Raw genomic sequence first — 12,449 nt, forward strand, 5'->3', positions numbered from 1 at the left:
GGCTCGGAGATGTGTATAAGAGACAGGAAGAGACGAAGCCGTCGAATTCGACGGCTTCGTCTTTTTTTGTCTTACATCGATTTAAATCCGAGGAAATGCTCTTGCCAACGCGGTTCATAAATCGAATTGATTTGGAGCTGTGAACCGCCCGCATGGATGAAGTGTTCGCTATCGAGCATGATTCCGATATGCGATGGACCATCCGTGTAGGTGTTCTGGAAGAAGACGATATCCGAGCGTTTACCACTCGAGATACTCGTCCGGCGATTCGTAAAGAAAGCACCGTACCAGTAGCCGCGAACGTTCGTCCGACCACCGTATTTTCCAGCCTTATTTGTCGCGTAGTGAATCAAACCGGAACAATCGAAGCCACCGTTCACGGCATTTTGCGATCCCCATGTGTAAGGTGTACCGATATGTTGGACGGCTGCTTGAATCAGCTTTTCACCGCGCGTGTTATTCTTTTTAATGACCCGTTTATCAGACGTAATCGTCACAGCTGAGACCGGAAGATAGACGGGTGTCCAGCCTGACTGGATGACATAGAAGTTTCCGACCCGGTGACGCGGATAAACACGTTTGCCTTGCTCAACGAGTCCGCTGCCTTTTGGACTGGTTGGACTCGAAAAGAAGGATGTCGTCTGTTTGACGGTATAGATTTTCGTTCGATTGATTGCTTTTTGTGTCAGTTTCATATCGGGTTTGCTCGTGCTGATATAAGGGTTGAGGACGTAACCCGTTTGACCGCTGACTAAGCGAACTTGCCAAAAATCATCATCAATTGATTTCAGACCAATCAATTTTGTCCCTTTTTTCAAATAGGCAGCTGGCCGACTGTAAGCGACGTCAGCAGAGAAGAGTGGCGTTTGGTCCAGATGGACATAAAACGTTGTCCCTTTTTTCGCTTTTGCTTTTGGTTTATTTAGTCCGATCCGACTCGAATCGACGAAACCAAAGATATTGTTATATTTGACACGTGTAAAATAACCGCTTTTTCCATAGATGGTGATCGATTTTCCTTTTTTCAACGTACCGATTTTTTTACCCGACAGTTTTGCCTGTGACCGAATGACGACGTCGTCCTCTGTCACGTAACGTTGACCGGTAACGTCATACAGATCCGGCTTTTTCGTGACGAGATCACTCGTCTTGACGTAACCATAGACCGTCCCTTTTTTTAATCGTGTGTAACTACCGCTCGTGCCGTAAATCGTTAGTTTGTCAGCTCGTTTGACAGAATACATCATTTTACTTTTCGTTGAAGCAGACGTATAGACGGACAAGTTGCGTTTGGCGTACCGTGTTCCGGTTGCGGTGTATACTTTTTCACTACCAAGATCAGCTGTTTTAACGTAGGCATGGACTCCGCGGAAAATAATTCGACTGTAGACGCCACTTTTACCGTAGATCGTTAATAAAGTATTTGTTTTTTGTTGATCGATTATGGAGCCGGAAGCATTCGGTGCATTATAGATCGGTGTAGCGCGCTGAACATAGAGGCGTGCGGTCTTTGGATAGTATTTCAACGTACCGAGATGTGCCGTCAATACATAGGCATACTCGTCGTTTCGTTTGATTCGTGTAAATGAACCCTCGACGCCGTACGTCTGAAGAGAAGTATTCACAGGAAGCGATTGTACGACTTCTCCTTTCGTAGTCGCAGTGGCATAGACCGTCGTCTGCTGTTGGACGTAACGCACTCCTGTTTCTGGATGGCTCACGACCTGCGTATCAGCTAAATCAGTCGTCAATACGAAGGCGTAACCGGTCTTAGTCGCCACACGTGTAAAAGTACCCGTCGTCCCGAACGTTTCGAATGCTTGATTTTGAGTGACGGCAGTCTTCGCGCTCGTCGTCTTCGGCTCAACGAAAAGAGAAGTCGCTCGTTTGGCATAACGCGTCCCAACCAATTTCGGAAGTTGCTCGAGTTGTGTCGTTGATACATAGACGTATTGCTCGTTCCATTTCAGACGCGTGAACGTGTCGAAGGTGCCGTATGTATCGATTCGCTGATAAGCGGGAAGTGTCGTCACGACGGTGGGATCAAATGGTGAAGCAACTAATGAGAGTGGACTTTTCGACATCAGCGTTGCTTGTTTTTGAAAAACAGGTGCTGTTTGCGTTAACGCGTTTGTTGCGACATAAGCAGTACCTTCTTGCCAACTGACACGAGTGAAGTCACCGTCCGTACCGAGTGTCTTGAATGTCGTTCCCGCTGGTAGTTGTTGGATGACCGTTGTGGAATCAGCCGTTTGTAGCAACGCAGCATCCTCTTTCAAATAAGCCGTCCCGGTTGTCTCGGTGACTGTTTGTGTTTCTGCTGTCGGTTGAACAGGTGGCGATTCAGCAAAAGCGGGTGCGGGTAAAACCGAGCTCAACATTAACGTTGCGGCAAGTCCAGCAACATGAGCAGTCCATTTTTTCATCAAGAGGTTCACTCCAATTCTTAAAATTTGTCATTATGAATAGTGTAGCATGCGCTTGTTTAAAAATTGATAAAAATCAAAAAAATAGGAGGTTGTTCATGAAAAAACGGTATGCCTCGGCACACCGTTTGAAGTCATATGTTAGTTATCTTCTTCGTGATCCACTTGCCATTCCCAGTCGAGCATGCCGTAAATCAAGGAATCACGCCAGTGGTCTTCGAGATAGACCGTCTCGCGAAGCTGTCCTTCCTTCGTCATGCCGACCTTTTGCAAGACACGTTCGGAAGCGACGTTTCGTGGGTCACACGTTGCCGTGATTCGGTGTAGTTCTAGTTTTTCGAAACCGAATTGGAGAAGGAAAGAGGCGATTGACGTCGCGTATCCGTTCCCCCATTCATCAGGCGAGAGGACGTATCCGATTTCGGCGATTTTATTCTCAACGTCTGTGATGACGAGTTCACCGGCACCGATGACGACGTCACTTGGAAACGTCACGGCAAAGACATAACGACGTCTTGGTGTCTCGAGTTCACTTTCAAGCGCATCGTGTAGGAATTGTTTCGTATCCGTTTCGGTATTCGGTCCCCATGACTGGAATTGACTGACGATGGGTTGTGAGGCATAGGCGTGAACCGCTTCTACATCTTCTGGTGTAAAACGACGAATCCGAAGTTGATCATTGATTTTATAACGCATGCAGCATCCTCCTCATTCAGATGAAGTCACTTTGATTCTATTTGACAGATGGGGAACAGATTCCTGTTTGACATGGGAAAAAGGGCGTGCTAGGGTGGTTGTATCGAATGGAATAGGGAGTATCCTCTAGGGTTCCGTACGACTGGACCGAGGGAGGAACATGGACGTTTGTCCATGCAACGGAGGGATAAAAGCCCGGGAGTAAAGCGAATCGTCTCGCTTGCTCCCGGGCTTTTTCATTTGAATTTACCTATTAGGAGGCAATTATTATGGCAAAGTATTGGATTGGGATCATCGTCGCAGCGTGTTTTGAAGTGGGCTGGGTCATCGGATTAAAACATGCGGCAACACCACTTGAGTGGGCTGCAACGATCGTCTGTATCATCGTTAGCTTTACCGTGCTAATTAAAGCGAGTAACCATTTACCAGTTGGAACGGTCTATGCTGTTTTCGTCGGTCTTGGAACAGCAGGAACGGTCGTGACGGACATCGTGTTATTCGACCAAGCCGCTTCCGTGATGAAATTAGTATTGATCGCTGTCTTACTCGTCGGCGTCATCGGTCTGAAGTTAGTCAGTGGAGAGGAGAAATCAGCATGAGTTGGATTTATTTAATCATTGCCGGAATCTTTGAGATGTTTGGTGTCGTCTTGATCAATACGTTCAATCAAAATAAGAATGCGAAGAATTTACTGTTGATGGGAACAGGATTCGGACTCAGTTTCCTATTCTTAACGCTTGCAATGAATGGTTTACCGATGGGAACGGCGTACGCGGTCTGGACGGGAATCGGAGCAGCGGGCGGTGCGATCCTCAGCATGGTGCTCTATAACGAATCAAAAGACTGGAAGCGACTGGTTTGTATCGGTCTTGTCTTAAGTGCGACGATTGGTCTGAAACTCGTCGGCGAATGATCGTTTACATGTCAAACAGATGACGTTTTAACGGAACGCATATTTTTTGGCATATTTTAACGCAAAAGAGGAAATACTCCTTATAGAAGTCACGCATGACAAATCGTGTTAATAAGGGGAGAACATCCATGAAAACGAAACAATATATCGGAACGTTCTATTCAGAGGAAGAATTGATCTCAAAAATGGACGAACTGCACATTCAAGGACACCGGGAGGAAGACTTCTACGTCATCGTCAAGGAGAAGTCGAACATCGCACTCGTCCGTAGCCAAATGGACGCAGAAATCGCGACGACGAAACCGTCTTGGATTGATCGGATTCGTGGGAATAAAGGACGCGATCAAGAAGTCGATGATTTGTTTGGGTCACTTGATCTATCAGACAATGAAATCGAACAACGCAAAACGGAAGTCGAAGGTGGGGGCTTCGTTCTGTTACTTGAAGTCCAAGACATCCAGTTCGATCCACATTTAAATACAGACAATACGCATCCTGATGTAAAAGTCCGTTATGGTAGTGGCGAAGAGACGCATACGTCATCAGATGCGAACTCCAATGCACAGCTCGGCTCCGGTAATCCGCTTGATGTTGATAAAGATTCGAAGGAAGAGCATGCGGAAATTGATTTGCATCGCGCCGGTACGGATAAGATGCCGCAAGACGAGCAGGCAATCGATCATTCAAAAAAACTCGACGGGAACCGAGAACCGGATATTGCAATGCGTCGGGATGACGATTTCCGACGTCCGGAAACAGAACGCGAGGAAAAAGAACATGATGCAACGCAAGACGGCGAAGAACGTCGTCAATCGAAACATCAATCGGATGACATCGCCAAGCAAGATCATGGAAATAATTTAGACCGCTAAAATAATCGATTGGAATCACGCGTTAGGGTCATCATCAAAGAAGGTACTTTCCGGATCAAATCCGAAAAGTACCTTCTTTTTGTATGGAGATTAAATGAGAATCGTCTCGCCTTATTTATGATCCGGATTTGATCCTGTACGCACGTTGGCGTTCAATTGATCAATCGCTTGCATATCAACGTCTGACAAGCTGAAGTCGAAGACATCAAGATTTTCGCGAATGCGGCTTGGCGTGACGGATTTCGGAATCGCGACGATGTCGTGTTGCAAGTGCCAACGGAGGACGACTTGAGCCGGCGTTTTCTGATGACGATTCGCGATATCGACGATGACCGGATGCGTCAACGCGTCGCGTCCTTTCATCAACGGACTCCAAGCTTCAACGACGATACCGTGCTTGCGGCAAAAGTCTCGGATCGCTTCTTGGCTAAGGAACGGATGGAGTTCAATCTGATTGACGGCAGGAACGATCGATCCTTCGGCTAAAATTCGTTCCAAGTGCGGAATATGGAAGTTCGAAACACCGATAGCACGCGTCTTCCCTTCGGCATAGAGATGTTCGAGCGCCCGCCATGTCTCGACATAACGATCTTCTTTTGGCATCGGCCAATGAATCAGATACAAGTCAACATAATCGACACCAAGCTTTTGTAGACTCGTCTCGAAAGCGGCAAGTGTCTCTTCGTAGCCGTGATCGGAATTCCAGACTTTCGTCGTCAGAAAGATCTCTTCTCGGGGAATGCCGGAGTCACGCAGCGCGCGACCGACACCTTCTTCATTCTCGTAAATCATCGCCGTATCGATCGAACGATACCCGGCGCGGAGTGCTTCGCTGACCGCTTCATATACTTCTTCTTCCGGTACTTTAAAGACACCATATCCGAGTTGGGGCATGCTGATACCGTTGTTTAACGTAACCTGTTGCATCGATTCATCGACTCCTTCTTAGTAAATTCTTCTCTTTTCTAGTGTACGCGCTCCTCTTATAAAAATCGAATGATTGCCGAAGCGGGTTCTTTTGCGTATACTGAGCGATAACAAATATTAGGAGGCGATTCTGTGATTCGACAAGCTGTTTTGCAATACATACATGAGGAAAACGCGCTCGATCAACTCAAAGAAGTGATAGGTAATCGTTCAGCAGTCCTGATTCATGGACGTCAAGCCTATGAAGCAGCCGCTTTTGCTTTACCAGCATTACCACGTCTTTTATTTGAAGGGCATTGTACGGATCAACAGGTGGAAGCTTTCAAACAGGTATGTGCTCCATACGATGTGATTCTCGCGCTCGGAGGTGGGAGTGTCATTGATACGGCAAAACAGGTCGCGTTTCAATTACAACGCCCGGTCATCGTCATTCCGACGATCGTCTCGAACTGTGCTCCGTGGACTCCGCTCAGTGTCATGTATAACGAAGAGGGACAGTACATCCGATTTGATACGTTCCCCGTCGTGATTGAAGCCCTTTTACTCGATCATCGGATCATCGCAGCAAGTCCGTATGCTTATTTTGTAGCGGGACTCGTCGATACGCTAGCGAAGTGGTATGAAGCACGTGCCTTAAGCGGATCATCGGCTGAAGATCCCATCATTGAGATGGCGCTTCGGACAGCTGAACGTTGTAAGGATCTTATCTTGTCGACGAATATAACGGAAACGCGTTTTCGTGAGTATCCCGTTGAAATCCAACATCTCGTCGAAACCGTCATTCCGTTAGCCGGAAGCATTGGTGGTTTTGGTGACGCGGCGACGCGTGGTGCAATCGGACACGCAGTGCATAACGCGTTATCGCCTCATCCAGAAACGCATGCGTTTTTACACGGGAGTAAGGTCGGTTACGGACTACTCGTTCAGGAGAAGTTACTCGGACATGATGACGATTATGCAGAGTTGCGTGACTATCTTCTTGTACAAGAACAGCCGACGACACTCGCAGACTTCGCATTATCGCTCGATGTCGTCGAAGCACTTGCTTTACGGACATCAAAAGAGGAACTGTGTCGTCTGTTGCGTCCGATTGTATCAACAGAACAATTAGTCGATGCTATCACACGGAACGAGACGGTTTCCGTTTCGACGACTTAACATAAAGATACGCACATGGACCGAATCATCAGACGGTCCATGTGCGTATTTTTATTGTGCTTTCGCAAAACGAGCGTAAGGAGCAGGGCGACCGAGTAGGTATCCTTGACCAAGATCAAAGCCGAGTTCGCGGCAAAGATCGAGTTCTTCTTGCCGTTCGATACCTTCCGCTAAGATTTGAATCCCCATTTCTCGTGTCAGATGGCGGGCTTTTCGTAAAAAGGCTTCGTTTTCTGAGTTTGTATCGCAGTGATCGATGAAGGAACGATCGATTTTAATATAATCCGGTTGAAGCAAGGACAACATATCGAGTGTCGAGAAACCAGCGCCAACATCGTCCAGTGCTACTTGAATGCCTTGCTTTTTATACTGTTCGAAGACGTGTTTCAAATGGTTGACGTCTTCAATTTTTTCCGTTTCGACGACTTCGAAGACGAGCCGACTCGGATCGACTTGATAACGTTCGACGATCTCAAACGTATGGCGCAGGCAATACTCCGGATTATAGATCGTCGAAGGAAGGAAGTTGATGAACGTTTTTGCTGTGCCACCAATATGGTGCGTCGCACGGATGGCTTCTTCACGCGCTCGTTGATCGAGACGGGAATGAAGTCCCATCTTCGAGGCCGTTGAAAACAGGACACCTGGTGAAATCGGCGTATTGTCATCAGCTGCTCGTAGCAAGGCTTCGTTCGCGACGAGCACGTTACGCTGGATATCATAAATCGGTTGTAGGTGGCTCGTCATGACCCCATGCTGGATGAAATCAATCGCAGATCGATGCTTCAGTTGTTCTAGAAGCGCTGAAGCTAGGATAGGTGCTGTCACGTAACGCGATTGTGTGGCGCGACACGACACTGGATAATCCGCTACACGTAAGAGCGATGTCAATAACTGTTCGAGCTGTTCGAACGATTGATAGGAATAGATTTCTGGCGTTGGTGATTGAATATGGAGTGCTCCCGCTTCAACGAAACGGATTGATGTCGTACATTCGGCGCAAGGATGCCACATAAAGGGATGTCCACCTCTCAGTACATCAAAAAAAGATGTATTTATTAAATTGGTTAAATTCTTTACCCTGAACAAAAAAGAAATTAAACCTGTTATTCATAATCATTGACCTCATACAAAAAAAGAAGGAACGACGGACACATTTCCGTACGTTCTCTTCTCTATCGGTCACATTCTTTCATTGTGAAGTGTAAACAAACCAGAAAGCGAGATGCAAGATAGCGGCTATTGGAACGAGCCATTGGAACTTCGCTTTCCGTGTCTTGTGCCGGACTGTGTACATACCAATCCAAGAACCGAGCGCACCACCGAGGAAAGCAATCGTCAATAGTGTTGCTTCGGGTGTCCGGTAAGCATGTTGTTGCGCTCGACGTTTATCCTGCCACATCGAGACAAATCCGATGAGTGTCAGGAGGAGGTAATACCCTAAGATGATCCTCATGAAAAAACGACTCCTTTTCTACCGTTCGGCACCACCACCGCCGGAACTTCCGCCACCACCACGACTGCCACCATTTCCACCGCCACCACGCATGATCGCGGAGAAGATGTTCAAAATCGCGAAGAAGAACATACCACCGGTGAACTTCATATCGAGGAACAATAAGATCAGTAATCCAGCACCGATCAGAATCTTCGTCCAAAGCGGAAGTCCGTCGTCATTTTGTGTTTTCGGAGGATCCTGTGACTCAAGCGACTGATCCTTTGAAATGACACTGACGACCGCTTTATATGTTTCAGACGCTGCTTTCCCATACTCACCGTTCTCTTTATAGGGAACAGCATATTGATCGAGAATACGTCCGGCTGTGATGTCTGTCAAAATCCCTTCGAGTTTATACCCAACCTCGATCCGAAATTGGCGATCCTTTTCGTTTGGAGCGACGACGACAAGAACACCATTGTCTTTTCCTTCTTGACCAATGCCTTGGCGCCGGAACGTTTCATTGGCGTAAGAGCTTAAATCCTGTCCCTTTAGATCGGGAACCGTCTTGAGGACGACTTGTGCCGTCGTATATTGTTCGAGTTCCTGACCGAGTTGCGCGAGTTCGGCTTCTTCCGAAGGGGTGAGCAGCTGAGCATCATCCTGAATGAAGAAGGCTGCTCCCGTCCGTTCTGAAACGGCACTAGCTGTTGGAACGAAGAGGAAGAAGACGAGGAACGCGCTCAATAGAAGTCGCGTCCACCGCCGAATCATTTCGAATCACTGTTAAAGTCGACGGTCGGATTTTCCCGGTCGCTGTCTGAAATCTCGTAATATGGTTTTTTCTCGAATCCGAAGGCGGATGCGTAGAGTGTCGTTGGGAAGCTCCGACGTTTTTTGTTATAGAGGGTTACAGCATCGTTGTAATCTTTGCGGGCGATCCCGAGACGATTTTCTGTTCCTTCCAGCGTATCCATCAAAGATTGGAACCGTTCGCTTGATTTTAGTTCAGGATAAGTCGTCTGCAAGGCAATCAATCCGCGAAGCGAAGACGTGACTTGTTGGTCGGCTTCGATCCGTTGTTCGGTTGACGCAGCACGCGCAAGACCAGCTTGGGCTTCTGCGACTTTTCCATATACTTTTTCTTCTTGACCCGCGACACCTTTGACAGTTTCAACGAGATTCGGAATCAAATCCGCACGACGCTTGATTTGGTTGTCGACTTGCGACCATTTATTCGATACATCTTCTTCTACATTGACGAGGCTATTGTATTGTCCGATTGCTAAAAAGGCAATCACGGCAACAATAACGACTCCGATGATGATTGGGAGTTTTGATGTACTCCGACTTCTGCGTGCCATGTGGCATTCACTCCTTTAATTATGTCTCATCCCTATATACCCTTAAGCGACTGAATTAGTTTCAAAAAAATGAAAAACCGTCAGCTAAAATAGCTAACGGTTTGAACTTACATGTAGACGATGACAGCTAAGACAGCCGCTAAGACAAGACGGTAGATGGCGAACGGAACGAGTTTGATCTTGTTGATCAGCTTCAAGAAGAAGCGAATCGATAAGAGGGCAAACACGAACGACGCAACGAAACCGACAGCATAGAATGCGAAGTGGTTCGGTTGAATGTTCTCCCAGTTCTTAACGAGCGAAAGGAAACTAGCACCGAACATGATCGGTACAGCCATGATGAACGTAAAGTCAGCTGCCGTCCGGTGATTCATCCCGAGGAAGACCCCTCCGGAAATCGTTGAACCAGAACGAGAGAAGCCAGGCCAAAGGGAAATACATTGGAACAGACCGACGAGTGCTGCTTGGCGATATGTAATCTGATCAAGCGATGTCGTTTTTGGTTCCTTTGGTCCGAATTTATCGGCTGCAATCATCAAGAGGGCACCGACTGCAAGACCGATGATGACCGTCTCAATCGAGAAGAGGTTCTCATCGATGAAATCTTCGAATAACAATCCGAGAACAGCTGCTGGTAGAAGACCGATCAAGACGTGCCGTAGTTTTAACTTGTGTGTCCCTGCTGCGTCATGTTCGCCTTCAATCTTATACAAACCGATCAAGCTGAAGAGGCGTTTCCAAAAGACGACGACGACCGCAAGAATCGATCCGAGCTGAATGACGATTTTAAAGGTGTTCGCCGAATATTTACCGAGAAAATCGGTAGTTTGCAACCACATGTCATCGACGATGATCATGTGACCCGTGGAAGAGACCGGTGCAAATTCCGTCATCCCTTCGACGAAACCGAGTAAGAGCGCTTTTAAAAGTTCAATGATTGTCATGGTAATCTCCTTCTATACGATGTGCTAGTTAAAAACATATCATGTTTTATTCTTGTGAGATAGAACTAATCGGAATATCGGGCGCAGGTCTGAGAAAGTATGATGCGCTTCAGACGAAACCCGATGCCTAGATTCGTTTGAATAAGAGTGAGCAGTTATCTAGATTCCATAGGATATGACTAAGACACTCCGTCGTGTCCATTCACATTGAGATAGTTATGAGAGATAGGGAAATTTTTCTGTTAGGACACAAGGTCAGAAAAACTTCAAATCGATTGGTTTTGCTAGAATGCGCCTGAATCTACAAACAGAAAAACGAGCAGAAGACGGTATCATCCACTGCTCGTTTTGCAACGGCTTCATCCTAAAGCGACGTCAAGAATCATCATGACCGTAAAACCGACCATCAAACCAAGCGTTGCTAAATCGGATCCGTTTTCTGCTTGTGATTCCGGAATCAATTCTTCGACGACGACGAAAATCATCGCTCCGGCAGCAAACGATAACGCATACGGGAGGAGCGGTTGAACGAAGAAGACCGCGGCTGCTCCGACCATCGCGGCAATCGGTTCGACGATCGCTGACAATTGACCGTAATGGAAGGCGCGCCGGCGCGACATCCCTTCACCGCGTAATGGAATCGATAGGGCAGCTCCTTCCGGCATGTTTTGAATCCCAATCCCGAGTGCGAGCGTCAAAGCACCGGCGACGGTCGCTCCGTCCATGTTCAAGGCAGCGGCGCCAAAAGCGACACCAATCGCAAGACCTTCGGGAATATTGTGCAACGTGATCGCAAGAAATAGTAACGTCGTTTTCTTGAGTCCTGTCGAAGGACCTTCCGCTGTCTCGAGTGGTGCAGATAAGTGCAAATGCGGCGTAACGAAGTCGAGGAGACGGACGAAAAATCCACCAGCGAGAAAACCGATGGCGGCAGGAATCCAGGCGATTCCTCCATCCTGCTCCGTGAACTCGATCGCAGGAGCAAGCAGCGACCAAAACGACGCGGCAATCATGACGCCGGCAGCAAAACCGAGCATCATGTTCATGACGCGTTTTTCAATCGTCGTAAAGACAAAGACGAGTGCCGCACCAAGTGCGGTTAACCCCCACGTCATCATTCCGGCAAGCAGTGCTTGCACGACGACGGGGAGAGAAGTAAACCAATCCAACATGACTATTCCTTCTTTCCGGGCACGATTTAAAGCATCCATCTGTATGAGAGCTTACCCGTTTTCGATCCGGACGATTCGTGTGAAGGGAATTTCAATGACTTCACGTCCGCGCAGAAAGAGAACGGAACGTTCGGGTTCTAATCGTTCGACGAAACCGACGACCGTCACGTAGCTACTTTCCTTATAATACGTGATTTCAAGTTCGTTTCCTTCTATTAAAGCTTCTTGAAGCAGAAAGTGCCATGATTCTTGCAACTGTTCATCAATTTCAGGCAAGTCGAGCTGATGCATCTGGACATAGTATTCCCGCAGCAATTGCAAATGTTCCGGCATGAGAAAAGGAATCCATTTTAAATTTCCCCGATCACGATACGCTGTCATGAAGATCACCTCCCGGATGACCGCCGACAAAACGAAGGCGACGTTTGGCGACACTCGTATCAAGAAACGAGACAGCGAGGCGAATCGTTCCTTTTCCGTAGCGGAGGTTAACGACATCCATTGCTTTTAATAACCGTCGCCGTTTCCAGAGCCTGTCT

General features: G+C 47.4%; 15 protein-coding genes. 4 read left to right on the top strand and 11 right to left on the bottom strand.

Annotation, left to right across the window (positions count from 1 at the left end; translation table 11 throughout):
• Positions 1-71: 71 nt before the first annotated feature.
• Both F8N00_RS10465 and F8N00_RS10470 read right to left on the bottom strand, forming a co-directional pair.
• Positions 72-2,426 carry an SH3 domain-containing protein gene (locus F8N00_RS10465; RefSeq protein WP_254606173.1) on the bottom strand — a complete coding sequence of 785 codons (2,355 nt, stop codon included), beginning with the start codon at positions 2,424-2,426 and terminating at the stop codon, positions 72-74.
• 141 nt (positions 2,427-2,567) lie between these two features.
• A complete protein-coding gene (locus F8N00_RS10470; protein WP_023467014.1) occupies positions 2,568-3,122 on the bottom strand; it encodes a GNAT family N-acetyltransferase in 555 nt (184 codons plus the stop codon).
• Positions 3,123-3,391: 269 nt separating this feature from the next.
• On the opposite strand from F8N00_RS10470, the gene F8N00_RS10475 reads away from it, so the two are divergent.
• From F8N00_RS10475 to F8N00_RS10485, 3 genes are all read left to right on the top strand, one after another.
• Positions 3,392-3,721 (top strand): DMT family transporter, encoded by a 330-nt coding sequence (locus F8N00_RS10475; protein ID WP_023467015.1) that lies wholly within the window; start codon positions 3,392-3,394, stop codon positions 3,719-3,721.
• Positions 3,718-4,035: a DMT family transporter gene (locus tag F8N00_RS10480; protein WP_023467016.1), complete on the top strand. Its 318-nt coding sequence runs from the start codon at positions 3,718-3,720 to the stop codon at positions 4,033-4,035. The genes F8N00_RS10475 and F8N00_RS10480 overlap by 4 nt, the downstream gene beginning before the upstream one ends.
• 128 nt (positions 4,036-4,163) lie before the next feature.
• Complete coding sequence (locus F8N00_RS10485; RefSeq protein ID WP_133208351.1) at positions 4,164-4,907, top strand: general stress protein; 744 nt, start codon at positions 4,164-4,166, stop codon at positions 4,905-4,907.
• A 111-nt stretch (positions 4,908-5,018) separates the two neighbouring features.
• Here F8N00_RS10485 and F8N00_RS10490 read toward each other — a convergent pair whose 3' ends face one another.
• Positions 5,019-5,834: an aldo/keto reductase gene (locus F8N00_RS10490; RefSeq protein WP_174315991.1), complete on the bottom strand. Its 816-nt coding sequence runs from the start codon at positions 5,832-5,834 to the stop codon at positions 5,019-5,021.
• Between the two features lie 132 nt (positions 5,835-5,966).
• On the opposite strand from F8N00_RS10490, the gene F8N00_RS10495 reads away from it, so the two are divergent.
• Positions 5,967-6,992 carry an iron-containing alcohol dehydrogenase family protein gene (locus tag F8N00_RS10495; protein ID WP_058714033.1) on the top strand — a complete coding sequence of 342 codons (1,026 nt, stop codon included), beginning with the start codon at positions 5,967-5,969 and terminating at the stop codon, positions 6,990-6,992.
• A 51-nt stretch (positions 6,993-7,043) separates the two neighbouring features.
• On the opposite strand, the gene F8N00_RS10500 is transcribed toward F8N00_RS10495, so the two are convergent.
• The 8 genes from F8N00_RS10500 to F8N00_RS10535 all read right to left on the bottom strand — a co-directional run.
• Positions 7,044-8,006: an EAL domain-containing protein gene (locus F8N00_RS10500; protein ID WP_023467020.1), complete on the bottom strand. Its 963-nt coding sequence runs from the start codon at positions 8,004-8,006 to the stop codon at positions 7,044-7,046.
• A 178-nt stretch (positions 8,007-8,184) separates the two neighbouring features.
• On the bottom strand, positions 8,185-8,448 hold the full coding sequence (locus F8N00_RS10505) for a DUF1294 domain-containing protein (RefSeq protein WP_023467021.1): 264 nt from the start codon (positions 8,446-8,448) through the stop codon (positions 8,185-8,187).
• 18 nt (positions 8,449-8,466) lie between these two features.
• Positions 8,467-9,204: a TPM domain-containing protein gene (locus tag F8N00_RS10510; RefSeq protein WP_023467022.1), complete on the bottom strand. Its 738-nt coding sequence runs from the start codon at positions 9,202-9,204 to the stop codon at positions 8,467-8,469.
• Entirely contained in the window at positions 9,201-9,794 is a 594-nt protein-coding gene (locus tag F8N00_RS10515; RefSeq protein ID WP_023467023.1) for a LemA family protein, read from the bottom strand. Before F8N00_RS10515 ends, F8N00_RS10510 begins: the two co-directional genes overlap by 4 nt.
• A gap of 107 nt (positions 9,795-9,901) precedes the next feature.
• Positions 9,902-10,738 (bottom strand): undecaprenyl-diphosphate phosphatase, encoded by an 837-nt coding sequence (locus F8N00_RS10520; RefSeq protein ID WP_023467024.1) that lies wholly within the window; start codon positions 10,736-10,738, stop codon positions 9,902-9,904.
• Between the two features lie 359 nt (positions 10,739-11,097).
• Positions 11,098-11,910, bottom strand: a complete 813-nt coding sequence (locus F8N00_RS10525; protein ID WP_023467025.1) for a ZIP family metal transporter — start codon at positions 11,908-11,910, stop codon at positions 11,098-11,100.
• 51 nt (positions 11,911-11,961) lie between these two features.
• Complete coding sequence (locus F8N00_RS10530) at positions 11,962-12,291, bottom strand: YolD-like family protein (RefSeq protein ID WP_023467027.1); 330 nt, start codon at positions 12,289-12,291, stop codon at positions 11,962-11,964.
• Positions 12,275-12,449 (bottom strand): DUF4113 domain-containing protein (locus F8N00_RS10535; RefSeq protein WP_421018182.1); only part of this gene is annotated, 175 nt, incomplete at its 5' end. The genes F8N00_RS10535 and F8N00_RS10530, both read right to left, overlap by 17 nt.

It is taken from the genome of Exiguobacterium sp. A1_3_1, from assembly GCF_048985645.1.
Classification (GTDB): domain Bacteria; phylum Bacillota; class Bacilli; order Exiguobacteriales; family Exiguobacteriaceae; genus Exiguobacterium_A; species Exiguobacterium_A indicum.

Coding starts and splice junctions, on each gene's coding strand:
- F8N00_RS10525 (WP_023467025.1), bottom strand. CDS start 11,910: ATGTTGGATTGGTTTACTTCTCTCCCCGTCGTCGTGCAAGCACTGCTT.
- F8N00_RS10490 (WP_174315991.1), bottom strand. CDS start 5,834: ATGCAACAGGTTACGTTAAACAACGGTATCAGCATGCCCCAACTCGGA.
- F8N00_RS10500 (WP_023467020.1), bottom strand. CDS start 8,006: ATGTGGCATCCTTGCGCCGAATGTACGACATCAATCCGTTTCGTTGAA.
- F8N00_RS10485 (WP_133208351.1), top strand. CDS start 4,164: ATGAAAACGAAACAATATATCGGAACGTTCTATTCAGAGGAAGAATTG.
- F8N00_RS10475 (WP_023467015.1), top strand. CDS start 3,392: ATGGCAAAGTATTGGATTGGGATCATCGTCGCAGCGTGTTTTGAAGTG.
- F8N00_RS10480 (WP_023467016.1), top strand. CDS start 3,718: ATGAGTTGGATTTATTTAATCATTGCCGGAATCTTTGAGATGTTTGGT.
- F8N00_RS10465 (WP_254606173.1), bottom strand. CDS start 2,426: ATGAAAAAATGGACTGCTCATGTTGCTGGACTTGCCGCAACGTTAATG.
- F8N00_RS10505 (WP_023467021.1), bottom strand. CDS start 8,448: ATGAGGATCATCTTAGGGTATTACCTCCTCCTGACACTCATCGGATTT.
- F8N00_RS10520 (WP_023467024.1), bottom strand. CDS start 10,738: ATGACAATCATTGAACTTTTAAAAGCGCTCTTACTCGGTTTCGTCGAA.
- F8N00_RS10530 (WP_023467027.1), bottom strand. CDS start 12,291: ATGACAGCGTATCGTGATCGGGGAAATTTAAAATGGATTCCTTTTCTC.
- F8N00_RS10510 (WP_023467022.1), bottom strand. CDS start 9,204: ATGATTCGGCGGTGGACGCGACTTCTATTGAGCGCGTTCCTCGTCTTC.
- F8N00_RS10470 (WP_023467014.1), bottom strand. CDS start 3,122: ATGCGTTATAAAATCAATGATCAACTTCGGATTCGTCGTTTTACACCA.
- F8N00_RS10515 (WP_023467023.1), bottom strand. CDS start 9,794: ATGGCACGCAGAAGTCGGAGTACATCAAAACTCCCAATCATCATCGGA.